General features: G+C 65.9%; 23 protein-coding genes and 1 pseudogene. 14 read left to right on the plus strand and 10 right to left on the minus strand.

The genetic code is table 11. The features are described 5' to 3' along the window. Positions 1–106 precede the first annotated feature (106 nt). A complete protein-coding gene (locus LGM56_RS18615) occupies positions 107–1,018 on the minus strand; it encodes a LysR family transcriptional regulator (protein WP_089498511.1) in 912 nt (303 codons plus the stop codon). 183 nt (positions 1,019–1,201) lie between these two features. On the opposite strand from LGM56_RS18615, the gene LGM56_RS18620 reads away from it, so the two are divergent. Genes LGM56_RS18620 through LGM56_RS18630 form a run of 3 tightly spaced genes read left to right on the plus strand, consistent with a single transcriptional unit; the run spans position 1,202 to position 7,084 of the window. Continuing rightward, positions 1,202–4,648 carry a molybdopterin-dependent oxidoreductase gene (locus LGM56_RS18620; protein ID WP_226206282.1) on the plus strand — a complete coding sequence of 1,149 codons (3,447 nt, stop codon included), beginning with the start codon at positions 1,202–1,204 and terminating at the stop codon, positions 4,646–4,648. Positions 4,649–4,671: 23 nt separating this feature from the next. Then, complete coding sequence (locus tag LGM56_RS18625) at positions 4,672–5,607, plus strand: ornithine cyclodeaminase family protein (RefSeq protein WP_226206284.1); 936 nt, start codon at positions 4,672–4,674, stop codon at positions 5,605–5,607. Positions 5,608–5,632: 25 nt separating this feature from the next. Next, positions 5,633–7,084 carry a short-chain fatty acid transporter gene (locus LGM56_RS18630; protein ID WP_226206408.1) on the plus strand — a complete coding sequence of 484 codons (1,452 nt, stop codon included), beginning with the start codon at positions 5,633–5,635 and terminating at the stop codon, positions 7,082–7,084. A 90-nt stretch (positions 7,085–7,174) separates the two neighbouring features. Here LGM56_RS18630 and LGM56_RS18635 read toward each other — a convergent pair whose 3' ends face one another. Then, positions 7,175–7,846: a TetR family transcriptional regulator gene (locus tag LGM56_RS18635; RefSeq protein ID WP_226206286.1), complete on the minus strand. Its 672-nt coding sequence runs from the start codon at positions 7,844–7,846 to the stop codon at positions 7,175–7,177. Between the two features lie 94 nt (positions 7,847–7,940). Here LGM56_RS18635 and LGM56_RS18640 point away from each other — a divergent pair, with 94 nt between their 5' ends. Both LGM56_RS18640 and LGM56_RS18645 read left to right on the plus strand, forming a co-directional pair. Further along, the gene (locus tag LGM56_RS18640; protein WP_226206288.1) at positions 7,941–8,771 is read left to right on the plus strand and encodes an NmrA family transcriptional regulator; all 831 of its coding nucleotides are present in this window, start codon (positions 7,941–7,943) and stop codon (positions 8,769–8,771) included. After that, a complete protein-coding gene (locus tag LGM56_RS18645; protein WP_226206290.1) occupies positions 8,768–9,253 on the plus strand; it encodes a DUF1772 domain-containing protein in 486 nt (161 codons plus the stop codon). Before LGM56_RS18640 ends, LGM56_RS18645 begins: the two co-directional genes overlap by 4 nt. Before the next feature lie 63 nt (positions 9,254–9,316). Here the strand turns inward: LGM56_RS18645 and LGM56_RS18650 are convergent, their stop codons facing one another. Then, positions 9,317–10,117, minus strand: coding sequence for an AraC family transcriptional regulator (locus LGM56_RS18650; protein WP_039362607.1), 801 nt, complete (start codon positions 10,115–10,117; stop codon positions 9,317–9,319). 90 nt (positions 10,118–10,207) lie between these two features. Here LGM56_RS18650 and LGM56_RS18655 point away from each other — a divergent pair, with 90 nt between their 5' ends. Next, on the plus strand, positions 10,208–11,116 hold the full coding sequence (locus tag LGM56_RS18655; RefSeq protein ID WP_226206292.1) for a DMT family transporter: 909 nt from the start codon (positions 10,208–10,210) through the stop codon (positions 11,114–11,116). After that, positions 11,113–11,448, plus strand: a pseudogene (locus tag LGM56_RS37030) (DUF815 domain-containing protein); the annotation flags it as partial. The gene LGM56_RS18655 and the pseudogene LGM56_RS37030, both read left to right, overlap by 4 nt. A 281-nt stretch (positions 11,449–11,729) precedes the next feature. On the opposite strand, the gene LGM56_RS18665 reads toward LGM56_RS37030, so the two are convergent. From LGM56_RS18665 to deoC, 4 genes are all read right to left on the minus strand, one after another. After that, on the minus strand, positions 11,730–11,948 hold the full coding sequence (locus tag LGM56_RS18665) for a hypothetical protein (RefSeq protein WP_089498518.1): 219 nt from the start codon (positions 11,946–11,948) through the stop codon (positions 11,730–11,732). Between the two features lie 88 nt (positions 11,949–12,036). Further along, entirely contained in the window at positions 12,037–12,606 is a 570-nt protein-coding gene (locus LGM56_RS18670; RefSeq protein ID WP_144023163.1) for a hypothetical protein, read from the minus strand. A gap of 312 nt (positions 12,607–12,918) precedes the next feature. Beyond that, positions 12,919–13,578, minus strand: coding sequence for a hypothetical protein (locus LGM56_RS18675; RefSeq protein WP_089498520.1), 660 nt, complete (start codon positions 13,576–13,578; stop codon positions 12,919–12,921). 156 nt (positions 13,579–13,734) lie between these two features. After that, positions 13,735–14,415 (minus strand): deoxyribose-phosphate aldolase, encoded by a 681-nt coding sequence (deoC, locus tag LGM56_RS18680; protein ID WP_226206295.1) that lies wholly within the window; start codon positions 14,413–14,415, stop codon positions 13,735–13,737. A gap of 146 nt (positions 14,416–14,561) precedes the next feature. On the opposite strand from deoC, the gene deoR reads away from it, so the two are divergent. After that, on the plus strand, positions 14,562–15,332 hold the full coding sequence (gene deoR / locus LGM56_RS18685) for a DNA-binding transcriptional repressor DeoR (RefSeq protein ID WP_226206297.1): 771 nt from the start codon (positions 14,562–14,564) through the stop codon (positions 15,330–15,332). Positions 15,333–15,354: 22 nt separating this feature from the next. On the opposite strand, the gene LGM56_RS18690 is transcribed toward deoR, so the two are convergent. Genes LGM56_RS18690 through rbsK form a run of 3 tightly spaced genes read right to left on the minus strand, consistent with a single transcriptional unit; the run spans position 15,355 to position 18,751 of the window. Continuing rightward, complete coding sequence (locus LGM56_RS18690) at positions 15,355–16,407, minus strand: aldose 1-epimerase family protein (RefSeq protein WP_226206299.1); 1,053 nt, start codon at positions 16,405–16,407, stop codon at positions 15,355–15,357. 2 nt (positions 16,408–16,409) lie between these two features. Further along, complete coding sequence (gene fucP / locus LGM56_RS18695) at positions 16,410–17,783, minus strand: L-fucose:H+ symporter permease (RefSeq protein ID WP_226206301.1); 1,374 nt, start codon at positions 17,781–17,783, stop codon at positions 16,410–16,412. Positions 17,784–17,824: 41 nt separating this feature from the next. Continuing rightward, positions 17,825–18,751: a ribokinase gene (rbsK, locus tag LGM56_RS18700; RefSeq protein WP_226206303.1), complete on the minus strand. Its 927-nt coding sequence runs from the start codon at positions 18,749–18,751 to the stop codon at positions 17,825–17,827. An 89-nt stretch (positions 18,752–18,840) separates the two neighbouring features. Here rbsK and LGM56_RS18705 point away from each other — a divergent pair, with 89 nt between their 5' ends. From LGM56_RS18705 to LGM56_RS18730, 6 genes are all read left to right on the plus strand, one after another. After that, a complete protein-coding gene (locus tag LGM56_RS18705; protein WP_226206305.1) occupies positions 18,841–19,245 on the plus strand; it encodes a hypothetical protein in 405 nt (134 codons plus the stop codon). A gap of 314 nt (positions 19,246–19,559) precedes the next feature. After that, complete coding sequence (locus tag LGM56_RS18710) at positions 19,560–20,237, plus strand: heavy metal response regulator transcription factor (RefSeq protein WP_027786146.1); 678 nt, start codon at positions 19,560–19,562, stop codon at positions 20,235–20,237. Continuing rightward, on the plus strand, positions 20,234–21,691 hold the full coding sequence (locus LGM56_RS18715) for a heavy metal sensor histidine kinase (RefSeq protein WP_226206307.1): 1,458 nt from the start codon (positions 20,234–20,236) through the stop codon (positions 21,689–21,691). The genes LGM56_RS18710 and LGM56_RS18715 overlap by 4 nt, the downstream gene beginning before the upstream one ends. 506 nt (positions 21,692–22,197) lie before the next feature. Beyond that, the gene (locus LGM56_RS18720; RefSeq protein WP_089464289.1) at positions 22,198–22,449 is read left to right on the plus strand and encodes an AbrB/MazE/SpoVT family DNA-binding domain-containing protein; all 252 of its coding nucleotides are present in this window, start codon (positions 22,198–22,200) and stop codon (positions 22,447–22,449) included. Beyond that, positions 22,443–22,793: a type II toxin-antitoxin system ChpB family toxin gene (locus tag LGM56_RS18725; RefSeq protein ID WP_089463857.1), complete on the plus strand. Its 351-nt coding sequence runs from the start codon at positions 22,443–22,445 to the stop codon at positions 22,791–22,793. Before LGM56_RS18720 ends, LGM56_RS18725 begins: the two co-directional genes overlap by 7 nt. Positions 22,794–23,785: 992 nt before the next feature. After that, positions 23,786–24,673 carry an FRG domain-containing protein gene (locus LGM56_RS18730; protein ID WP_226206309.1) on the plus strand — a complete coding sequence of 296 codons (888 nt, stop codon included), beginning with the start codon at positions 23,786–23,788 and terminating at the stop codon, positions 24,671–24,673. The last annotated feature ends 16 nt before the right edge of the window (positions 24,674–24,689 follow it).

Below are 24,689 nucleotides of genomic sequence, written 5' to 3' on the forward strand. Positions count from 1 at the left end.
CCGGCCTCCGATCGCCACACCCGCTCTGCCCGGGTGCTCGGCGCCGGCCTGCACGAACGGTTGCGCTGCTTCGATGTCGATCACGCGCCGTCGGCATCGCACGCGTCTACCGCGCGCCTTTCTTCCACGACCGAAACAAATCCAGCAGCGCGCGGCACGGCGTTGACGTTGCGCCCCCGCGTCGCCATACCGCACCGACATCCATCGTCGGGACGGTCACACTCAGGTTGCGCCGGCTGATCCGGTTTCCTTCCAGGGACCACGGACGATAGACGAGATCCGACAGGATCGTGACGCCTTGTCCGAGCGCCACGAGGCTTCTGACGGCTTCGATCGATTTGCTCTGCATCCGGACGTTCGGCGTGATGCCGTAGCTTCCCCAGTACTTGCCGACGGTGCGCAGGTGCTCGTCCATGTCCAGGAGCAGGTAGTTTTCGCGCGCGACGTCCTCCAGCGTGACCCGATGCGCGTCCTGCAGCGGATGATCCGGATGGGTCCACAGCCTGCGCGGCGAGCGAAGCATCGTCTCGTATTTCAGGTCCCGAATCTCCGCCGTGTTCGACACGAGGAGCAGTGCGATATCGAGCCGGTCGTCGACGAGCATGTCCTCGATCGCTTCGCGCTCGCTTTCGACGAGGCTGACGCTCAGGTTACCGAACCGTTGGGAAATGACCGACATCAGCGACGGCATCAGATAAGCCGAGATGGTTTCGGTCACGCCGATACGAACATGCCCCGAGATCTGCTCGGGCTCTTCCTGCGCCGCCACCACGGCGCGATCGATCGACAGGGTCGCGTGTTGCACGTGACGCAGGAATCGCTCGCCTGCCGGTGTCAGCCGCACGCCTCTCGAATGACGCTGAAGCAGCGTGACGCCCACCCTCTCCTCCAGATTCTTCAGTGCGATGGTCATCGACGACTGGGACACCGAGCACAGGTTGGCCGACTGCGAGATCTGGCCCGTGTCGGCCACGGAGACGAAATACTCGATCTGGCGAAGCGTGATGTGCGTGCTCACGGGCGAGGCTCCAGGCAATCCGGGCGGCGCCGGAACGGCGCCGCCTCGACGGTCCGAACGGTACACCGGATCGGGTCGCGTGATATTGATTCAATATATATCACGCCATCAAAAGGATGAATTTGTCATGGCCGTTGCCGCTTCATAGCATGGAGTCAAACATGAAGCGGACGACGCGAATCGATGGATACGCAGGAGAAAAAGGGCTATTGCACGTTGTGCCGGTCGCGGTGCGGCACGATCAACGTCGTGCGTGGCGACATGATGATCAAGGTGCGGCCCGACGCAACGCATCCGACCGGCCACGCGATGTGCATGAAGGGGAAAGCCGCACCTGAACTCGTGCACAGCCCGAACCGGGTGCTGTATCCGATGCGGCGGACCCGGCCCAAGGGTGCCGCCGATCCGGGCTGGCAGCGCATCGGCTGGGAGGAAGCGCTGTCCGAGATCGCGGAGCGCCTTGCGCATTTCAAGCGCGAGAACGGAGCCGAATCGGTGGCGTTCGGCGTCACGACGCCGAGCGGCACACCCATGAGCGACAGTATCGACTGGGTCGAACGGTTCGTCTGGTTGTTCGGAAGTCCGAACATCTGCTACGCGACCGAGATCTGCAACTGGCACAAGGACAGCGCGCATGTCTTCACGTTCGGCTGCGGCATGCCGACCGCCGATTATCAGCATGCCGACCTCATCGTTCTGTGGGGCAACAATCCCGCCAATACGTGGCTGGCCCAGGCCGATGCGATCGCAAAGGGGCGGCGCCGCGGAGCGAAACTGATCGTCGTCGATCCGCGGCCGACGCCGCTCGCACGCGAGGCGGACCTGTGGCTGCGCGTCAATCCCGGCACCGACGGTGCGCTCGCCATGGCCATCGCGAGGCAGATGATCGCGATCGGCAACGTCGACGAACCCTTCGTCCGGCGATGGACGAACGGCCCGTTGCTGGTGCGTGCCGATACCGGACGGTTCCTGCGTGAACGGGATATCGACCCACGCGCGTCGGGCAATCGATACGCACTCTGGAACCAGACGCTCGATCGGCTGGAGCTGGTTGACGAAGAGGCTGGTACGGCGCTCTCCGATCTGTCGATGACCGGCACGCGCCACGTCGGGATCACGGACTCGGCCGGCCGTTGCATGCAAGTGGCATGCACGCCTGCGTTCGACCTCTATTCGCGTGCGCTCGCGGCCTATACGCCGGACCATGCCAGCACGATCACCGGCGTCGATGCCGCCGACATCATGAAGGCCGCGCACATGCTGCATCCCGGGCAGGGCATTGCGTATCACGCGTGGTCCGGCGTGGGGATGCACACCAATGCCACGCAGACGGAACGCGCCATCGCGACGTTGTATGCGTTGACGGGCGCGTTCGATACGCGCGGCTCCAATCGGGAATGGGCGAAGCAGCCGGCCAATGCGATCAGCAGCTTCGCGATGCTGGATCCGCAGCAGCGCGCGAAGGCGCTCGGCCTGGCGGAGCGGCCGCTCGGGCCGCCGTCGCAGGGTTGGGTGACGGCACGCGACGTCTATCGCGCCATTCTCGACGCCGAGCCCTATCGGGTACGCGCGCTGTTCGCGTTCGGCACGAACATGGTGCTGTCCCAGGCGGACGGCGGCATCGCCCACGATGCGCTGTGCGCGCTCGATTTTCACGTTCACTGCGATCTCTTCGAGACGCCGTCGTCGCGCTACGCGGACATCCTGCTGCCCGTGAACACGCCGTGGGAGCGGGAAGGCTTGCGGCTCGGCTTCGAGATCAACGAACGTGCGATCGAACTCGTTCAGTTGAGGCAGCGCATGGTGCCGCCGCGAGGGGAAAGCCGCGCCGACTACGACATCGTCTTCGATCTGGCCGTTCGGCTCGGCATGAAGGATCGGTTCTTCGGCGGCAGCATCGAGGCGGGATGGAATCATGTGCTCGAGCCGCTCGGGATGGACGTCGCGATGCTGCGCGAACATTCGGAGGGGATATCGCGGCCGTTGACGCAATACGAGCGTCGATACGCTTCGGCGACACCTGACGGCGCGCGCGGTTTCAACACGGAGACGTCGCGGGTCGAACTGTATTCCGAGCAGTTGCATCGTCACGGCTACCCGGCGGTGCCCCGATATGTGCCGCCGCAGCATGGACAGCGTGGGGAGGCGAACGATCGCCGCCGCTTCCCCTGCACGCTGACCTCGATGAAGAACGGCTACTACTGCCACAGTCAGCACCGCGGGCTTCCGAGCCTGCGCCGCCGCGCGCCGTACCCCGTCGCGGAACTCAATGACGCGCTGGCGGCGGAGCATGGCATCGTCGACGACGACTGGTTCCTGATCGAAACGACGAACGGCCAGGCGCGCTTCAAGGCACGCGTCGTGCCGGAGCTTGCGCATGACGTGATCGTGGCCGAATACGGCTGGTGGCAGGCCTGCGACGAGATCGGCATGGATGCGCTCGCCGTGGCGGGGCGCAAGCACAGCAACTTCAACCGGCTGGTTTCGGCGGCCACGCTCGATCCGGTGAGCGGATCGTCGCCGCTGCGTTCCGTCCGCTGCCGGATCCGCCCGGACCCGTCGATCGATCCGTCGCGCCGTGCGTGGAAAGGGCTGCGGGATTGTGTCGTCTCCGCCATCCACGAGGAAGCGAGCGGCGTGCGAACGGTCACGTTCCGGGCGTCGGATAGTGGGGCGTTGCCGGACTACTTGCCCGGGCAGCACGTGACCGTGCACGTTCCGACGCTGGGCGACGGCGGGACGACTCGCGCCTATTCATTGACGGGCGCCGCCTGCGAAGACGATCGCCGGACTTACGCCATCTCGGTGCGCCACCAGAAGGGCCGAACCGGGGAGGGTGTTCCGTTCGAAGGTGCGATGTCCTCCCATATCCATCGATCGCTCGAGGTGGGGGACCCCGTGTGGCTCGGCGCGCCCGCCGGCACCTTCATCGTGCCGCCGGCGTCGAAGCAGCCCGTCGTGATGTTCGCGGGCGGCATCGGCATCACGCCGTTCATCTCCTATCTGGAGTCGATCCGGGATCGGGGCGCGCAGGCGCCGGAATCGAAACTCTTCTATGCGAACCTGAACAGCGCGACGCACGCGTTCCGTGCGCGCATCGAGATACTGAAGCAGCGGCTGCCGAAGCTGGAAGTCGTCAACTGCTACAACCAGCCGCACGACGAGGTGCTCGGGCGTGACTACCAGATGAAGGGCTATCTGACGGCGGACGTCGTCAGTGACGACCTGATTCGACGGCGCGCGCGGTTTTACTTGTGCGGCCCGGAACCGATGATGCAGGCGATTACCGCGGGATTGATCGAACGCGGTGTTCCACCCTTCGACATCTTCAAGGAGGCGTTCAGATCACCGTTCAGGCCGGCGCCCGACCCGTCGAAGCGATTCGTCGTCCAGTTCACCCGATCGCGTCGCATGGCCACCTGGACGCCTAGCGACGGCAGCCTGCTGTCGTTCGCGGAATCGCTCGGGGTCGCGATGCCGAGCGGCTGCCGTGTCGGGCAGTGCGAGAGCTGCGCGGTCAAGGTCGTATCGGGTGAAGTCGCGCATTTGAGCGGGCACGGGCCCGATGAACCCGATGTGTGTCTCGCCTGTCAGGCCATTCCGGCAACCGACGTTGCCATCGATGCATGAACCCGCCGAAGGAAATGTTCACCATGAAATATTTTGACGCCGTGGCAACACGTGACGCACTGGATTTTGAATCGCTGGTATCGCGTCTGAGGCAAGCGTTCGTCGACGGCTGTCACGTGCCGCTTCGCCATGCGCATGCGATCAATGCCGGCAGTGACGACGAGGGCACGGTGCTCATCATGCCTGCGTGGGAAGACAACGGCTATCTGGGCATCAAGACGGTCAACATCTTCCCGGGCAATGCACGGCACGGCTTACCCGGGCTGCATTCGACCTATGTGCTTTATGACGGGCGGACGGGAAAACCGCTTGCGCAGCTGGACGGGGACGAGATCACGTCGCGCCGCACCGCGGCTGCATCGGCCCTCGCCGCGACCTATCTGGCCCGTCCGGATGCGTCGCGTCTCGTGCTGCTGGGCGCCGGACGCGTCGGCAGCCTGGTTCCGCTCGCGTATCGCAGCCAGTTGCCCATTTCGGACATCGAAGTGTGGGACAGGAATCCCCGGGCAGTGGCCGAGCTGGTCGATCGGCTGGCCGGGCTCGGCTTCAACGCGGCGCCCGTTACCGATCTCGAGAAAAGCGTTCGGCGCGCGGACATCGTGAGTTGTGCGACGCTCGCGACGGAGCCGATCGTCCATGGCAAGTGGCTTGCGCCGGGATCGCATCTCGACCTGATCGGCAGTTTTACGCCGCGCATGCGCGAGGCCGACGACGATTGCTTCCGGGGTGCGGCGATTTACGTCGATACGGACGAGGCACCGCAAAAATCCGGTGATCTCCTTGGCCCGCTGTCACGCGGTGTCGTCGCGATCGGCGGCCTGAACCGGACATTGTCGGCGTTGTGCAAGGGCGAAGCGAACGGCCGGCAGAATGACAGCGAGAGAACGGTGTTCAAGGCCGTCGGTACCGCGATGGAAGACCTGGCCGCTGCGATCCAGGTCTATGAAAAATCAAACTAGCGTGTTGACGGACAAGGAGACAAGGATGAAGGAGTGGATGGAAGTGCCGCGCGTCGACGCGCCGGCGACGGACCGCGAAGGCGCGCTCGAGCGAATGGCCGCCGGCGTCGCGCGCTGGTCGGAGAAGTGGTTCCCGGACGCTTATATCTTCGCCGCGATCGCCGTGGTCATCGTGGCGTTGGGCGCGCTTGCGATCGGTGCGCCGGTCAGGCAGGTCGGCGTGGCGTTCGGCGACGGCTTCTGGAGCCTCATCCCGTTCACGATGCAGATGGCGATCGTGGCCATTTCGGGTTATGTCGTCGCGGTATCGCCACCCGCGTCGAAACTGATCGACGCGCTCGCGCGGCTGCCGTCGTCCGGACGGGCGGCCGTGGCGTTCGTCGCGCTCGTCAGCATCGTCGCCTCGTTGTTCAACTGGGCGATCAGCCTGATCTTCAGCGGCCTGCTGGTCCGGGCACTGGCGCGTCGCGCCGATCTGCGCATGGACTACCGGGCCGCGGGCGCGGCCGCTTATCTCGGCATGGGGGCGACGTGGGCGCTCGGATTGAGCTCGTCCGCATCGCAACTGCAAGCGAACCCGGACAGCTTGCCCAAGACGCTGCTCGCGATCACCGGCGTCATTCCGTTCGCGGAAACCATCTTCCTGCCGCAGTCGATGCTGATGGCTGCCGTGCTGACGGTCGTTTCGGTGCTGATTGCGTGGCTGTCCGCACCCGGCGGCACGCGTGCCAAGACGGCGGCGGCGCTCGGGATTCCGCTCGACGACGCCCACGCCGCGATCCCGCGCCCGACTCGCCCGGGAGACTGGCTCGAGTACAGCCCGCTCGTCACCCTCGCGATCGTTGCGATCGGGACGATCTGGATGGCACACACGTTCACGACGAAAAATCCGCTGATCGCGATTTCGAACCTGAACACGTACAACTTCCTGTTCCTGATGCTGGGCATGCTGCTGAACTGGCGGCCGAGGCGCTTCCTCAATGCCGTCGCGCGTTCCGTGCCGTCGGTGGCGGGCGTGCTGATCCAGTTTCCGCTGTACGGCGGCATCGCCTACATCCTGACGAAGGCGTCGGCGCCTGCCGGACTGCCGCTGTCCGATCATCTCGCGCATTTCTTCGTCGCGCTGTCCTCGCAAGCGTCGTTTCCCGCGGTGATGGGGGGGTACTCGGCCGTCCTCGGATTCTTCGTGCCGTCCGGCGGCGGCAAGTGGATCATCGAGGCGCCCTACGTAATCGAGGCGGCAAAACTGCTGCACGTCCACCTGGGGTGGGCGGTGACGGTCTACAACGCGGCCGAGGCGTTGCCGAACCTGGTCAATCCGTTCTGGATGCTGCCGCTCCTCGGTGTGCTCGGGCTGCGGGCCCGCGACATCGTCGGGTTCACGTTCACGCAACTGGTGGTGCATTTGCCGCTGGTGATCTTCATGCTCTGGGCGCTTGCGAGCACGCTCAACTACCATCCGCCCGTCATGCCCTGACGAACGTCGGGCTCGTTTGCCGCCGGCGGAATGCGTATCCGGCAGGCGCGGCGTGAAGTCGGTGCCGGCCGCGTACCGCGTTGGACACGACTACGCGCCCAGCACCGACAGATCGCGCGGCAGCGCACGCTTGAACATCGCGAGAATCTCCTGCGCCGCCTTCGGCGGCAGCGTGATCGCATGGCGCACGGCCGCCGCGATCTGGATCATCATCAGCTCGGCGAAGGTGCTCCGTTGCGCATGCGGAATATCGGGCGCCACTTCGCCCAGCGCATCCGCGAACAACCCCGCCAGAAACTCACCGTCCGCCCGGTCGAGTGCCTGCAATGCGCGGTCGGCCTGCGTGGCCCGCCAGATGTCGCGCATCAGCGGCTCGTCGACGAACATCCGGTAGTAGCTGTCCGTGATGCGGGCGAGCGTGGCGTGCAGGTCGTCGAGTGTCTTCATCGTCGCGAGGTCGCGTCGCACGCAGACGTGGCCCGCTTCGTTGTAGCGCTCCGCGAGCGTGCCGATCACGGCCGCCTTGTCCGGGAAGTACTGGTACAGCGAGCCGAACGAGATGCCCGTGCGTTCGACGATGTCGCTCATCCGGAACGCATCGCAGCCTTTCTCGATCATCACTTCCGACGCGCACGCGAGGATGCGCTCGAACCGCTCGCGGCTGCGCTGCTGCGTCGGCACCAGCCGTGCGCGCGCGGGCGTATCCGCCGTGTCCGCTGCCGCTTCGGGCCCATCGTTTTGCCCCGATTTTTGTCGGCCCATGCCGCCTCCAGAAAAACTTGACGTTGCTAATGCGAGAGTCTATCGTGTTTTTGAAACGCGAGACATTCTCGCATTTTAGCCAAAGGAGACGGTCATGTCGGCACTTCCCATCCTCATCGTCGGCGGTTCGGGCAAGACGGGCGCCCGCGTCGATGCGCGGCTGCGTGCGCGCGGCATCGCGACCCGGCCCGTGTCGCGCACGTCGGCCGTCCGCTTCGACTGGACGGTGCCCGACACGTGGCCGGCCGCGCTCGACGGCGTATCGGCCGCGTACGTGACCTACCAGCCCGACCTGGCCGTCGAAGGCGCGGTGGACGCGATCGCCGCATTCGCGCGGCTTGCGCGGGAGCGCGGCGTCGAGCGGGTCGTGCTGCTGTCCGGGCGCGGCGAGCCCCGCGCGCAGGCCGCGGAGGCCGCGCTGCAGGCGTCGGGCGTGGAGTGGGGCGTGGTGCGCGCGAGCTGGTTCAACCAGAACTTCTCCGAGGGCTACCTGATCGACGGCGTGCTGGCCGGTGAAGTCGCGCTGCCGGCCGGCGCGGTGCGCGAGCCGTTCGTCGATGCGGACGACATCGCGGACGTCGCCGTGGCCGCGCTCACCGATGCGCGCTTCGCGAACCGCGTGATCGAGGTCACGGGGCCGCGCGCGCTGACGTTTGCCGAAGCGGTCGGCGAAATCGCACGGGCCGCCGGCCGGCCGGTCGTCTATCGCGAGATTCCGGCCGATGCGTTCGTCGCCGGATTGCGCGAAGCCGGCGTGCCGGAGCCGATTGTCGCGCTGCTCGACGATCTGTTCAGCGTGGTGCTCGACGGGCGCAACAGCGCAGTGACGCACGGCATCGAAGCGACGCTTGGGCGGTCGGCACGCGATTTCGCCGACTATGCGCGCGCGACGGCCGCCACCGGCGTGTGGAGTGCACGATCATGATCGCATTCGCGACCACCGCCTTGCTGTGGGGCTCGGCCATCGGCTGCGGGCTGATGGCCGGCGTGTATTTCGCGTTCTCGACGTTCGTGATGACGTCGCTCGGACGGATCGCGCCGCAGGCCGGCGTGGCCGCGATGAACGCGATCAACGTCGACATCGTGCGTTCGCCGTTCATGCCGCTGTTCCTCGTCACGACGCTGATGGCGCTCGCGCTGGTCGTGCTCGCGCTGTTCGATCGCGAGCAGCCGGGCGCGATGCTGGCGGTCGCGGGCGGCGTGCTGTACGTGGTCGGGATGTTCGCGGTGACGATGGCCGTCAACGTGCCGCTCAACGATGCGCTCGCCGCGGCCGATCCGTCGACCGCGCAGGGCGCGGCGCTGTGGACGCGTTACGTGCACGACTGGACGATGTGGAATCACGTGCGCATGGTGGCGTCGGCCGCCGCGTGCGTGTGCTTCATCGCGGGGATTGCCGCGCGCTAGCGGCGGGCGTCATGCGGTGGGCCGGGCGTGCGCGGGCGCGAGCGCGCCGCGCACGCACCCGCCCTACGCATAAAAAGCCGACGGCGACACGCCGAAATGCCGCTTGAACATCGCGGAAAACGCGCTCTGGCTGCTGTAGCCGTGATCCATCGCGACGGTCAGCACCTTCTCGCCGTGCGCGAGGCGCTTGAGCGCGAGCAGCAGCCGCGCCTGTTCGCGCCATCGACGGAAGCTGAGCCCCGTCTCGCGCCGGAACGCACGATGGAGCGTGCGGACCGACAGCCCGAGCAGGTCGGCCCATTCGGCGATCGTGCGCAGATCGTCGGGCGCGGCGACGAGCGCGTCGCAGATCGTGCGCAGGCGCGGGTCGTGCGGCCACGGCAGGTACAGCGGCAGCAGCGGCGCGACCGTCACCTCGGCGAGCAGCAGGTGCATCAGGTGATCGTGGCGCGAGCCCGGCGCATAGTCGAGCGGCACGTCCACCGCGGCGAGGATCAGCTCGCGCAGCAGCGGATGCACTTCCACGACGCAGCTCCGCGCGGGCAGGTGCTCGACCGCGCCCGGTTCGACGAACACCGTGCGCATCTGCACGTCGCCGCTCATCTGCACCGTGTGGTCGAGACCGGCTTCGAGCCACACGCCGCGCGTCGGCGGCACGACCCACGATGCGCCTTCGGACTGCACGTGCATCACGCCCTCGATCGCATAGAGCAGCTGCGCGCGGCGATGCCGGTGCGGCGCGATCGACGTGCCGTGCGCGTACGTCGCCGCCATCGCCGAGACGGGCATCGGCGTCGATTCGAAGCGCAGGTGGGCACCGGGCGGCGTGGACTCGAGTGTCCGATTGGCGACAAGTCGTGACATTTTGGCGTGAGACAGGCAGGTGGACGGGCGGGCACGATGGCGTTCCCATCCACGCCAACCCCCTGTCGGGATATTAATCCGTCGAATGCGATGAACAAGTCTCCTTTTCTGTTTCCCTTCTGCGCGATCGCGCTGTGGGCCGGCAACGTGGTCGTGTCGAAGCTGTCGGCGTCGACGATCGACCCGTCGGCGATCACCTTCTACCGGCTGCTGCTCGCCGTCGCGCTGATGAGCGTGTTCACGCTGCGCCCCGCGTGGCGCAATCGCGTGGCGCTCGCAGCGCACCTGCCGAAGCTCGCGGTGCTCGGCTTTCTCGCGATGGCGCTGTTCCAGAGCCTGTCCTACGAGGCCGCGAAATCGACCAGCGCGACCAACATGGCGATCATCACGGCGCTCGTGCCGCTGATGACGATGGCGCTCAGCTCGCTGCTGCTCGGCGATCCGCCCAGCGTGGGCATGATCGGCGGCGGGGTGCTGTCGCTCGCAGGCGTCGTCTACCTGATTGCCGAAGGGCACCCGACGACGATCGCCGCGCGCGGCGTGCATACGGGCGACCTGCTGATGCTGGCCGCGTCGGCCGCCTATGCGCTGTACGGCGTATTGCTCAAGCGCTGGCGCATTGGTGCGCTGCCGGCGTGGCAGTCGACTTACGTACAGGCGCTCGCCGCGCTCGTGTTCATGGCGCCGATGCTGCTGCGGTTGCCGGCGCAGGCGGCATGGCCGACGCGTGCGAGCGTGCCGCTGATCCTGTATGCCGGCGTGCTGGCGTCGGTGGTGCTGCCGTATCTGTGGATGCAGGGCGTGCGGCTGCTCGGCCCGAGCCGTTGCGCGATGTTCATGAACCTGCTGCCGGTGATGACCGCCGGCGGCGCGATCGTGCTGCTCGGCGAATCGCTGCGGCTGTATCACCTGATCGGCGGCGGCGTGGCGCTCGTCGGCGTGGCGATCGCGCAGCGGTTTCCGTTCCAGGCGAGTGCGTCGCAAGGCGTGCGGCAATGAGCGGCGACCGCGACATGCAGCACCTGATGGGCGCGCTGCCGGACGCGCGTGCATCCGTAGAGGGCTGGGCGCTCGCGCATCAGCTCGAACGGATCGCGACCGCGCTCGAAGCGCTGGCGGGCACCGGCCAGCCGACGCCCGTCGATTTCGATGCGGCCGTTGCATTCCGCTGGCGCGGCTTCGACGGCGGCCCGCGCGCGGCGCCGCTCGAACCGGTCGCGGCGCCCGCGCTCATCGCGTTCGATGCGCTGCGCAACGTCGAGCGACAGGTGGCGATCGTCGAACGGAACACGCGGCAGTTCGTGCGCGGCTTCGCGGCGAATCACGTGCTCACGGCATCGTGGCCCGCTGCAACTCAAACAGTCCGCCGTGAAGGAGCACACCAAAAATTCCACTGGTTGTCCGAATTTCATCTCCCACACATCGACCAGACTGTTGGGCGCTGTCCGACAGATGAAGAAGTGTCCGCCGTCGATACACTCGATCTTTCCTTGCGCGTGAAGATCGCTCCAATGGAACTCGTGGTACTCGTCCGTCTCGGCGTCAGCCAGGAACCGGCGCAGAGATCGCTTTTGATGCGTTTCATCGGTGCGGGATGACATCGACCAGCGAGTCAGATCGGAGCCATACCTCGACGGCAGGCGCGCAGCGCGTCGGCGTCATTCACTTTCTCGATGGTCAGCGTGTCGACTGCCCGGTCGACGAAATGCTGGCTGTCCTTGTCCCAGGGGAACAGGGTGTAAACGCCTGACCACAGATCCGCATGCGTGTCCCTGGCGTGAACGGGGCCGGACGCAGCAATCCACAACAGGACAATGAGCAGGCGTTTCATTGGTATCCCAGGGTCTGCATGACGTTGAACATGGTGCGCGGATCTTGCTGTCGGCATTGCGTCCTTCCGCGGAACGGCAACTGCGGCGTCAGTCCGATTTGCCCTGGTGCGCATCGAATTGCGCTCGATTGAACAGCTCGAAGTACAGCACGTCGTTCCATTCCAGACCCAGCGGATGTTCGGTATCGCCGGTGCGCGTGCTGTCACAGTTGTCGTCGAAACGCAGGCCGAAAAAGGCATCGAGCGGCGCGGGGCGCCGCTCGGCCGCGGCGCGCTGCAGCACGCGAGCCGCCTCTGCGGTGTCGCCCGGCAACGCTTCGAAGGCTGCGCCCACGTGACGGCAGCGGCCGATCTCCGCGTCGACGAGTCCGCGCAACGCATGCGGATCGCTTTCGGACATCAGGTCGAGTTCGACGGTTTCGAGCAGCAGGTACTGGTCGCGATGCTGCTCGAGAAATGCGAGGGTCTCGTCTAGCCATTCGGGCAGATGGTCGACCGCGGCGGGTGTCCCCGGTATCGGCGCGGGTGCGGGTTTGGACGCCGCCGGGGCAGGTGTCAGACCCGCCCAGCGCCGCATCCGGTCCACGAGCGTCGATTTCCCCGGGGTTTCCGGCGGCGGAGCGGCGGGCGTCGGCGCCGCATGCGATTCGATCAGCACCCTCAGGATGGCGACGAAACGCCTGACACGCTCGAATCCGGGCGCGAACGGGCTGCTGATCGCATGAAGCGGCACTTTCGCGCCGTCGAGTCCATCCGAGATCAGCGAAGCGCAGGGCTGCGGGTCGCACGACATCAGTAACCGATACATGAATGGCACGTCGTACGCCCATTCCGACAGCCCCGATATCGTCTCGGGACGATCTTCATACGAGGTCGGCCGGTTGCCGAGGCTATAAAGATAGGATCGATTGGCCATGCTGGCTCCCTGTCGACGAGAAGATGGTCCGATGCGGCGTGCGTGTGGCCGGCGCTAGCGATCGTCCGCAGTGGCGCGCGGATAACCGATCTCCACGAGATCGTCGTGGAGGGAGGCAAAATCACAATCGGGATTGAGTCGCCGGACGAGCCCGGCGGCAAGCGGTTCGTGGCGATACACGGCCGCGACGTCGCGCGGATCGATGTCGCACCCGTAATACTCGGCGGCGAATTCGACGTACTGCCCGGGCCGTCCGGCCAGCATGCCGAGCAATCGGGCGGAGCCGTCGGGGTCTTCAGCCGTGGACGATTCGACCGGCCCGCAGGACCAGCGCGTTTCGTGCGCCAGCCGCCAGATGCAGAACGTGCTGTCCTGGGTGGTGAATGCCGGTTCGTGCAGCAGATTGACGTGAAAGGCTTCGGGCAGGCCGCTGAAGATGGCGGGCGAGGGCTTTCCCGGCCGGTACGTCGGCGCGTCGCGCAGCACGCCACGGAGGGCGGCGCCCGCGGCGGAGAAGATCGCGAACCACTGGTCCCCGGAGCCGTTGCGCATCGAGGCCATCTTCTCCCCGTCTGCCCATGCCTGGTTGAACGAGTAGTACCGGTATTCCCATTCCGGTGACAGGACCGCATCGAGGATCGCAAGCGACTGCGTCAGGCGCATCAGGCCGTCGATGCCGGGGAGCGTGTTCAGATCGCGTGTCGAGACGTTCATGTCGTGTGTACCGGTCGCGAGCAGGATGCCGGTTCTCGATCGAAAGAAGCGTGTTCTCGTTGGACCGGCGAGGGGCCGCACGCGAATCGGCGCGCGGGAGCGCCAAGCGTACCACCGCGACCGCGTCCGCCAATCCTTCGGCGGCCGGGGCGTCACTCAATACCCCGACCCACTCCCCCCCTGATCCATCACGATCGCCACCCCCGAGCTCGTGCCGAGCCGCGTCGCGCCGGCCTCGATCATCGCCAGCGCGGCCGCGCGGTCGCGCACGCCGCCCGACGCCTTCACGCCGAGCACGGGGCCGACCGTGCGGCGCATCAGCGCGACATCCGCGAGCGTCGCGCCGCCGTGGCCGAACCCGGTCGACGTCTTCACGAACGCGACGCCGAGATCGCGGCACATCTCGCACACGCGCACTTTCTCGTCGTCGGTCAGCAGCCCCGTTTCGAGGATCACCTTGAGCGGCACCGCGCCGCATGCCTGATGCACGGCGTCGATGTCGGCCTTCACGTCGTCGGCGCGGCCGCTCTTCAGCGCGCCGATGTTGATCACCATGTCGATCTCGCCGGCGCCTGCCGCGATCGCGGCGGTGGCTTCGAATGCCTTGGCGGCCGACAGCCCGGCACCGAGCGGAAAGCCGACCACCGCACAGACGAGCACGCCGGTATCGGCCAGCTCGCGCGCGGCGAGCGGCACGTTCGCCGAATTCACGCAGACCGAGTAAAAGCGATGCTCGGCCGCCTGGCGGCAGAGTTCGCGGATCTGCGCGTCGCTCGCGTCGGGCGCGAGCAGCGTGTGATCGATGGTTTGAGCGAGTTGGGCGTTGGAAAGCGGCATGTTTCAGGACTCCACGGAGCGTGCGCCGGAAGGGCACACGTAAAGTTGATGTTTTCACATCGGTTTGTTACAAATACGACATTCCGGCCGGGCCCGCGCGCCCGGCACGACGAGCGACGGATGCGGCGGGCACGCAGGATACTGGCATGGAAACGAAGAAAGGCGAACGGATCAAGACATTGATGAACGTGCTGCAAGGGCAGAACGCGATTCATCTGAAGGAAGTGGCCGAGCTGTTCGGTGTGTCCGAGATGACGATCCGCCGCGATCTCGCGGACAACCCGCACGGCCTGAGCCTGATCGGCGGCTACGTGACGCGCCACTTCGCCGCGCAGCGCAGCGACATCGGCGAGTACGTGGTCAGCACCGAGAACGACCGGCAGACCGAGGAGAAGCGCCGCATCGGCAAGCTGGCCGCGCAGTTCGTGACGACCGGCGACACGATCTTCGTCGACTGCGGCTCGACCACGCCGTTCGTCGTCGACTTCATTCCGGACGACCTCGAATTCACCGCGGTCTGCAATTCGCTGAACGTGTTCGCGAAGCTGCAGCAGAAGCCGCATTGCAGCGTGATCCTGTGCGGCGGCGTGTACCACCGCAAGAACATGGTGTTCGAGTCGGTGGCCGAGACTGGCATCCTCGACACGGTGCGCGTGTCGAAGGCGTTCATCTCCGCCGCCGGCGTGAGCGACCGCTGTGGCGTGACCTGCTTCAACTTCCACGAAGTCGACGCGAAGAAGAAGGTGATGGCGCGTGCGCAGAACCGCTTCCTGCTCGTCGACCACACGAAATTCGACGAAGTGCGCGCGGCGTCCTTCGCCGAGCTGACCGACTTCAACTACGTGATCTCGGACGGGCAACTGAGCCGCCGCTACGAAACGGCGATTCGCGAACACGGGATCGCGCTCGTGACCTGACGCCGCGCGGCCGCGCATCGCTTCACGCATCGCGGGCTTCCGCCGCGCTCAGGTAGCCGGTGACGACTTCGAAGCGGCGTGTCGCGCCCGGCGCGAGCGCCGCCACATGGCCCTTGCGGCGTTCGGCTTCATACCCCTCCGGCTCGCAGGTCGACGGCAGCGCGAACGCGGCGACCTGCTGGTCCGCGTTGTGCAGGATCCAGCGCGTCGCATGCGGGAATTGCTCGGGACGGTATGCGGTGTGGAACGCGCCGCCATCCGGATGTTCGAGCAGGAAATGCGCGACGCCGTCCGCATCCGTTTTCGCACCGTTCATGAAGAACACGATCTCCGGGTCGTACAGCGCGGGCGCATCGAGCGTGTGAAGCCGCTCCGGTGCGTGCGCGAGCGTGGCCGTGTAGTCGCGCGACGCGGCGGTCGGCTTGACGTGCGCGGGCACGCTGTCGCGCAACCGCAGCCCGCCTCGAGGCAGCGACTGCACGAAACGACCGCCCGGCACGTACGCATAGTTCAGGTGCGCCATGTACATCAGGTCCATCGGCGCGCCGCCGAGATTCGTCACCTCCATCGCGATCGTCATCTGCGCGTCGTGCTCGGCGAGCCGCACCGACGGGCGCGCGATGTAGTGGCTGCCGAATCCCTGCACGTATTCGTATTCGCCGGTCACCTCGACGAACGCGCCGCGCGCCTCCGCGCCGACGACGACGCTCGCGCGATCCATCGGCGCGCACGGCATCTCGCCGTGCAGCGCATGCGTATCGTCCGGCCCCGGGCAACCGTTGCGCAGCAGCCCGCTGTGGAACATGAAGCAGCCGTAGGTATCGATGATCGACGCCGCGCGCTTCGGCTGCCGGAACATGTGCTTCATCGTCAGGTCGCGGCCGTCGAACGCGGCGGCCCAGATCATCTGGCCGAGATACGGCAGCACGACGAGGTGGCCGCGACGGTTCTCGAGTTTCAGCGCCTCGACGCCGGACGGATACGCGAACGCGGTGACGGTGAGCCCGTCGGTGCGGTACAGCGTGCGCGGCGTGTCGCGAAAGTCGTCGCGGCGCAGTTCGATTTCGCCTCGCATGCTCAGGCTCCCGACGTGTTGCGCGTGGCGGCGTAGCGCGCGGGCGCTTGACCGTCGGCGGCTGCGTCGGGCGTCGCGGCGGGCAGGTGGCGCAGGCAGTAGAAGCCGTAGTAGACGATCACGACGAAGCACGCGAGCGGCACGACGAACGCGAGCTGCATGTTGCCGCCCGTGTGATCGGAGATCAGCCCCTGGATCAGCGGCACGACCGCGCCGCCGACGATGCTCATCACCAGGATCGAGCCGCCGTATTCGGTGTCCTTGCCGAGCCCGTCGATCGTGAGGCCGTAGATCGTCGGCCAGCACGGGCCGAGGAACACGCTCACGCCCACGGCCGCATAGACGGCCGTGATGTCGTGCACGCTGATCGTGTACGCGAGCAGCGCGATGCACAGGATGCCGTAGACGATCAGCACCTTGGCCGGGCCGACGCGCTTCATCACGAGCGTGGCGACCAGCTTGCCGACGAAGAAGGCGAAGAACGTCGCGAGCAGGTAGTGCGACGCGCCGCGCTCGGTCAGGCCGCCGATCTGCATCGCGAGCCGGATCGTGAAGCTCCACACGCCGACCTGCGCGCCGACATACAGGAACTGCGCGACGACGCCCGCGACGAAGCGCCGGTTGCCGAACAGGCGCGCGAGTGTGCCGCGCGCGTCGATCCGGTGCGTGGCCACGCTCGGGCCGTTGCCCTTGCAGGCCGGGTAGGGCGTGAGCGCGAACACGATGAACACGGCCACGAGCACGACGATCAGCCACTTGTACGGCTCCAGCGTGGCCTGGATCATCGCGAGCTGGTGCACGTGGGCTTCGGCGGCCGACATCGCGGCGCGCTGCGCATGCGACGCATCGCCTTCCTTGAAGATCAGGAAGCTGCCCATGTACACGCCGGCCATCGCGCCGAACGGATAGAACGTCTGCGAGATGTTCAGCCGCCGCGTGCTGGTTGCGCGCGGGCCCATCAGCGTCGAATACGAATTCGATGCGGTTTCGAGAAACGACAGGCCGGCCGCGATCACGAACAGCGCGACGAGGAACATCCCGTACTTCGCCATCGACGCGGCCGGGAAGAACAGCAGGCAGCCGGTCGTGTAGAGCAGCAGGCCGACGAGGATCGTCGTCTTGTAGCTGAACTTCTTCACGACGGTCGCGGCCGGAATCGCGAGGAAGAAGTAGCCGAGATAGAACGCGGACTGCACGAAGGCCGATTCGAAATCGGACAGGAAGAACGACTTCTTGAATTGCGCGATCAGTACGTCGTTCAGGTTCGCGGCGGTGCCCCACAGCGCGAACAGGCAGCACAGCAGCGTGAACGCGAAGAGCGGCGTGCGGTTCAGGTAATAGCCGTCGGGGGTGTGTTCGATTCTGGCTCGGCCCATGGGTGTCTCCTTCCCAATTGTCTCGTCGATGAAGGCGCCGCTTACATGCCGGCGTCGCGGAGGAAGCGTTCGAACGTCGCGGTGTCGGCGTACGACTTCTGCGTGCCGAGGCCCGTGACCGAATGCGCGGCATACGCGGACGCGTAACGCATCGCATCGAGTGCGTTGCGTGACGCGGCATAGCAGCGCGCGAAGCAGCCGATGTACGCATCGCCGGCGCCCGTCGTGTCGCGTGCGTCGACCGGCACGCCCGGCACGTGCCGCACGCCGTCGCGCGATACCAGCAGCGAGCCGTCGCCGCCGAGCGTGACGAGCACGTGCTTGAGCCCGCGCGCGACCAGCGCTTCGGCGGCGCGCGCCGCGCTGTCGCGCGAATCGACCGGCATGCCGGACACGATCGCGAGCTCGGTTTCGTTCGGCACGAAGAATTCGACGGTGCGGATCCGCTCGAAATCGAGATCGGCCACCGCGGGCGCGGGGTTCAGCAGCACCGGAATGCCGTGGCGCGCGCCGAATTCGATCGCGTGATAGACGGTGTCGAGCTCGATCTCGAGCTGCAGCACGATCAGCGCGCATGCGGCGAGCTGCGGCGCGGCCGCGTCGATGTCGGCCGGCGTCAGGTGGCGGTTCGCACCCTTGACGATCAGGATGCTGTTGCTCGAATCGGGTTCGACGAAGATCGGCGCGACGCCGCTCGGCACGCCGGCGACCTTGCGCACGTGCGTGGTGTCGATGCCTTCGCGCGCGAAGTTGCGGATCGTGTTGTCGGCGAAGACGTCGTCGCCGACCTTCGTGACCATCACGACGCGCGCGCCGAGGCGGGCGGCCGCGACGGCCTGGTTCGCGCCCTTGCCGCCGCAGCCGAGCTCGAAGTTCGGTGCTTCGAGCGTTTCGCCCCGGGCGGGCATGCGTGCGACATAGGTCACGAGGTCGACCATGTTGCTGCCGATCACGGCGATTGTCTCCATCTGCGTCTCTTCCTTGGTATGGGGTGCGCCGCGCGCGTGGTGGGCGGCGGCGTGCAATGAACGATAATAAAATCACATAAAATGTGAAAATGCAATCATACGATGTTCGGAGGGTTACTTTTGTCGGGGCGCAGCTGTGCCGGCATGTGCTATCGATGCCGCCTGATGCAAGCCTTGATCCGGCCGGCCCTCGCTTTCGGGGCAGTTCCGATGCGCTCGTCCGGGCCGTGACGAAACCGCTCGACGAAACGCCGCTCAGCAAGCTCGGCGTTGTTCAATGGGTGCGGCGTGCAGGCATGAAGGAATCCGAGCGCAGCGGAAGGGGGGCTCACCGTGCTGGGCGGCGGCCTGATGTGAAAGGCGGTGCACCGGCTTCGGCAGGGCCCGCGCGCGCGAACCCGGACGCGATGGCCACGCGAATGGCCAGCACGTCGGCGACGATCCTCGACGCGTTCGATCCGACGTGCGGGTTCGCGCAGGCCGGTTCCAAATAACGGCGGCAACGGCTCGGGAAGACGCCTTTAAGTTCGGTTGCGTACGCAGTGGCGACGCGTGAGATGTGCGGACATCGTCGTCCGGGGCGTCCTCGGTTCCCGGCATCCGCACCGCGCCCGCGTGCACGGGGCTACCCGTCTCCGGCATACCGATCGGCGCCGCCGATGGGGTTCGGGGGTTCGCCACCGCACGCCACGCTGACGGCCCGATTACCGTTTTGTCATCAACCGCGTTCCCGCTTGCGCCGTACAGTGCGCCGTCGCCGTTTCCCGGTAACATCGCCGCATGTCACCACGACCGCGACGGAACCGCCATGCGCATCCTGATAGTTGAAGACGAGCCGAAGACGGGCGCCTACCTGAAGAAGGGCCTCGAGGAGTCGGGGTTCAGCGTCGATCTCGCGAAGGACGGCGGCGAAGGGCTGACGCTCGCGCAGGAAGAGCGCTACGACGTGATCGTGCTCGACGTGATGCTGCCGGTGCTCGACGGCTGGGGCGTGCTGAAGCGGCTGCGCGACACGCATACGACGCCGGTGCTGTTCCTGACCGCGCGCGACGACGTGCAGGACCGCGTGCACGGCCTCGAGCTCGGCGCCGACGATTACCTGGTGAAGCCGTTCGCGTTCGTCGAGCTGCTCGCCCGCATCCGCACGCTCGCGCGGCGCGGGCCGCCGCGCGAAACCGAGCATCTCGCGGTGGGCGACCTCGAAATCGACGTCGTGCGCCGCCGCGTGAAGCGCGGCGCCACGCGGATCGACCTGACGCCGCGCGAATTCTCGCTGCTGCAGCTGCTCGCACGCCGGCAGGGCGAAGTGCTGAGCCGCACGCAGATCGCGTCCTACGTATGGGACATGAACTTCGACAGCGATACCAACGTCGTCGAAGTCGCGATCCGGCGCCTGCGCGCGAAGATCGACGACGCATTCCCGGTGAAGCTGATCCACACGGTGCGCGGCGTCGGCTACGTGCTCGAACCGAAGGACGACGCATGAGGTGGCCGCGTTCGCTGGCCGCGACGCTCGCACTCGCGATTGCCGCCACCACGCTGGCCGCGTTCGGGCTCGTCGGCGTGTACGTGTACGCGAGCCTCGAGCGGCAGGTCAATACGCAGGACGACCTCGACATCGTGCTCGCCGCGCGCCATACGCGCCGGCTCGCGGGCGAGCTCGAATCGCTCGACGCGGTGCGCGCGCATACGGAGCGGCTCACGAGCCAGGTGCTCGGCAACGAGGCGCTGTCGATGGTCGTCACCGATGGCCAGGGTGACATGCTGGTGCGCCACAACGTCACGCTCGCCGCGCTCGACGACGCGCGTGCGGCCGCGTCGGCGCCGCTGGCCGATGCGCAGCTGGTTGCGCCGAATGCGACGCCGATACCCGCGAACGACCGGATCACGGCCGATCAACTCGTCACATGGATCGCGGCGGGCGGCACGCCGATGCGCGGCGTCGTGATCGAAGCCTTGCTCGGCGACCGCACGCCGATTCACATCGCGATCGCGCGCAACATGCGCGACCGGGCCGCGCTGCTCGACGGTTACCGCGACCGGCTCAAGCTCGCCGGCGGCCTCGGCGCGTTTTTTGCGCTGCTGCTCGGCTACGGGCTGATCCGCACGGCACTCGAGCCGCTGCGCGAGATCGTCGACAACACCGGCCGGATCACGGTCGACAAGCTCGACACGCGGCTCGACGCGTCGCGCGCGCCGCGCGAGCTGCGGGCGCTCGTCGATGCGCAGAATGCGATGCTCGGCCGCCTGCAGCAGGCGTTCTCGCATCTGTCGCAATTCAGCGCCGATCTCGCGCACGACCTGCGGACGCCGCTGAACAACATGCGCGGCGCGACCGAAGTCGCGCTCGCGCGGCCGCGCCCGGCCGACGAATACCAGGCGTTGCTCGAATCGCATCTCGAGGAATACGACCGGCTCGCGCGGATGATCGACAACGTGCTGTTCCTCGCGCGCGCCGAGCATCCGAGCTTCGTCACGCGGCAGCGGGCGTTCGACGTGCGCGACGAACTCGAACGCATCGCCGGGTATTTCGAGGGGCTCGCCGACGAAGCGGGCTCGACGCTGCGCGTCGACGGGCAGGGGCGGCTGACCGCCGACGTCGAGCTGTTTCGCCGCGCGATCGGCAACCTGCTCGCGAACGCGCTGCGTTATACCCCGGCCGGCGGGGTCATCACGCTCGCCGTCGACGAAACGCCGGACGCGGTGCGCGTCGTCGTCGCGAATCCGGGCGAGCCGATCGATCCCGCGCTGCTGCCCCGGATCTTCGACCGGTTCGTGCGCGGCGACCCGGCGCGCAGCGGCGGTGCGCCGGGCGGCACGGCCGGGCTCGGCCTCGCGATCGTGCGGTCGGTGATGGAGCTGCACGGCGGTTCCGCCCGCGTCGAAAGCGATGCGGCCGGCACGCGTTTCATGCTCACGTTCAGCCGGCCGTCGGCCTGATGCCCAAAACCCGGCTCATCCTCAGGCAGAAGGGCGACCCATTCGAGCTTAGCGTGAAGCGTCGCGTGAATTTCGAAGGGGAGGCAGTGGAGTATTTGGCCGCTGACAGCCTCAAAGTTACGTCACCCGTTTGTATCGGGCTGCTGGCCTCGGAGCCGGCTTCAGCAGCCACTCAGGCCGCCGGACGTGTGCAACGCGGCTGATAGCTAACGGACATTCGCTTGAAACCAGTTCAGATCCTGTTGGGGCACGCACATATCGATCACGTTGCGCCCTACGTCGATGTCTCCCAGCGAGACATGCGCGAAGCGATTGCCGCGATCGACCTTGGGGAGTGAGGGGGGGCAGCTTGGCGATTTGGCCTCAACTTACGAGTGCTCGCGGCCGATAACTGTACGGTTGGCTGCACCGCGCCTTCGCTCTCGCTGGTATCTTCAATGTAGATACAAAGTGCTTGCCTTTTGATCTGCGGGTATCTACAATGGATCTACATTTGGAGTGATGATATGGAACTCAAAATTCAGAAGTGGGGCAACAGCGCGGCAGTCCGGCTTCCGGCCGTGTTGCTGGAGCAAATCGACGCGTCGGTAGGTAGCTCGCTGAATGCCGATGTGCGCCCCGATGGTGTGTTGCTTTCGCCAGCCCGGCGCAAGTATTCACTGGATGACCTGATCGCGCAGTGCGATCCGAAGGCCCCGGAACCGGCCGACCTGGCCGCGTGGGGCGAATCCAAGCCGGTGGGGCACGAAGCATGGTGAGGCGCGTCAAGTTTGAGAGGGGCGATATCGTGCGCGTTAGCCTGAACCCGACCGTAGGCAAGGAGCAACAAGGGGATTTTCGCCCCGCGCTCGTTCTGTCGCCTGCTGCGTTCAATGCGCTTGGCGTGGCGCTCGTCGCGCCGATTACGCAGGGCGGCGAATTTGCGCGATACGCGGGATTCGCTGTGCCCCTCTCGGGTTCGGGCACTGAAACGCAGGGCGTGGCCCTTGTGAACATGGTTCGCACGCTCGATCTTGAGGCGCGTGGCGCACGCAAGGTCGAGCGCGCCCCGTCCGAAGTGGTCGAAGATGCGCTCGCGCGTCTCCAGACCATTCTCGAATAAAGGAAAAAGCCGTCCGCTTCCGTGGGCTAACGCCAAGGCTCGCGAAGCAGTGGACAACTACCTGCAATATCGCCGCGAATCGGGCCACGGCATCAGCACAGCACGTGCGGCGTACGGGGGGCTTGGACACGCAAAGCTCGTTGTTCCTAACCAGCGACGGAGCGCCGTTCGCCTTTACGCGCAGCATCACGCGTACAGGTGCGGCCAGTGACTCTTGCGAAACGCTGAACGAAATCATCCGCCGACTGCACACGCAGGCGGGCTTCGAAAGCGGTAACGCCAACGTGGCTCGGCGAACCTTCGCAGTGAATCTCCATCGCCAAGGCTGGTCGCCCAAACTCATTCGACAATTGATTGGAGTTTCCAGTCTCGCTGCCGTTAAACGTCTTGTGGACGGCGATCCAGTAACTCTGGTCTCCATTGTGTGCGGAGTCATTTGAGGGAAATAGTGCGGCTCCATCAATACCATCGAAGCTAGGCTGGGATTCAATAGGAAACCGTGGAATAGGACATGAATTTCTGGATTGGACCTGCGTGCACGTTGATCAACGCGGTTCATTTGACTGAGAGACTCGTCAGCGGAGACGAGGTCAGATTATCGAGGGCAGGTCATCGACTGCAGCTGGCTTTATTTGGTCTATTTTCCATTTGATATTCAAAGTGTCTGAAAAGACCCTCGTCGACACCATGACCCGCTCAGCCTCCTGAGCCGACGGCTGCTGACCAAGCTCGTACACCAAGGAAAACATGAAGATCGACCCCCGAGAAATCGAGTGCCTTTGGGCGCTCCAAAGAGCCGCCGCGGAGGAGCTTCAGGCGCTCGCCGATCATATGGCGAGTCTTCCAAATACTGGAGTGATCGTTTCCCAAGAAAGATGGGATCAGTTGTTCGGTAGCTGGAGCCGCGCGAACGAGCGAATGCAAGCGATAGGGCGGGCTCTGTCGAGGGCTCACGGACTGCAAGACTAGTTGCCACCGAAAAACTGGAAGCGATGAAGAAGGAAGAGAATATGGCCGATCATGGCCTGACCGAGTCATCTTTGGACGAAACCGTCTCCGGGGAGCCGAAGAAGAGGTCTTATCGCCACATGCAGCATCTCCGCGACGTATGCACCCTCGCAGAGTTCCTGCACGAAGTCACAAATCGAGTTGATGACCCGCTCTGGCCTGAGGATCCGCAGGTACTGTTTCGCGGGCATCGCAACGCGGAGCATACGTTGATACCGGGCATCGCACGGCCACAGGTTTTTGACCTTACACCAGGCATCGAGCAATCGATGCTCAGTGACTTCAAACGACGTGCACTGCCGTATCTGAATTTTCCCCACGCAGAGCTTAGCGATCTGGAGTGGCTGGCGATTGCGCAACATCACGGCATGGCGACACGTCTGCTTGACTGGTCTGGCAGCGCCCTGGCTGCGCTATGGTTCGCGGTACAAGCGCCCGCCAAGCCGGGTAGCCACGGCGCGGTCTGGATGTTGACCTATGACCCACCGGTCACAGTACTGTCCCCTAATAGCGCGCAACCGTTCCGTGTTCGCCGCACGGGGGTGGTCTACCCGAGCCATGTTTCGCCGAGAATCACTGCGCAGGAAGGCTACTTCACCCTGCATAGAAGCTATCCAGGCGACAACGACACGCTGAGATTTCAGCCGCTCGAGTGTGAGGACGACTACTGGCAGCGTTTGCAGTACGTGACGATTCCGGCCGAAGCCTTCGCCCGCATGCGCTTGGATCTTGCTAAAGCGGGGGTGACGCCTGCTACGCTCTTCCCAGATCTCGATGGCCTGGCCAGGCACATGAACGGCAAATACCTGTTCCAGCAGGACGAACGCAATCATCATCTGCTTCCAGCCAGCTTCAACGCCGCCGCCATCTGATGGTCAGATACCGGGT

Source organism: Burkholderia sp. AU38729 (assembly GCF_020419725.1).
Classification (GTDB): domain Bacteria; phylum Pseudomonadota; class Gammaproteobacteria; order Burkholderiales; family Burkholderiaceae; genus Burkholderia.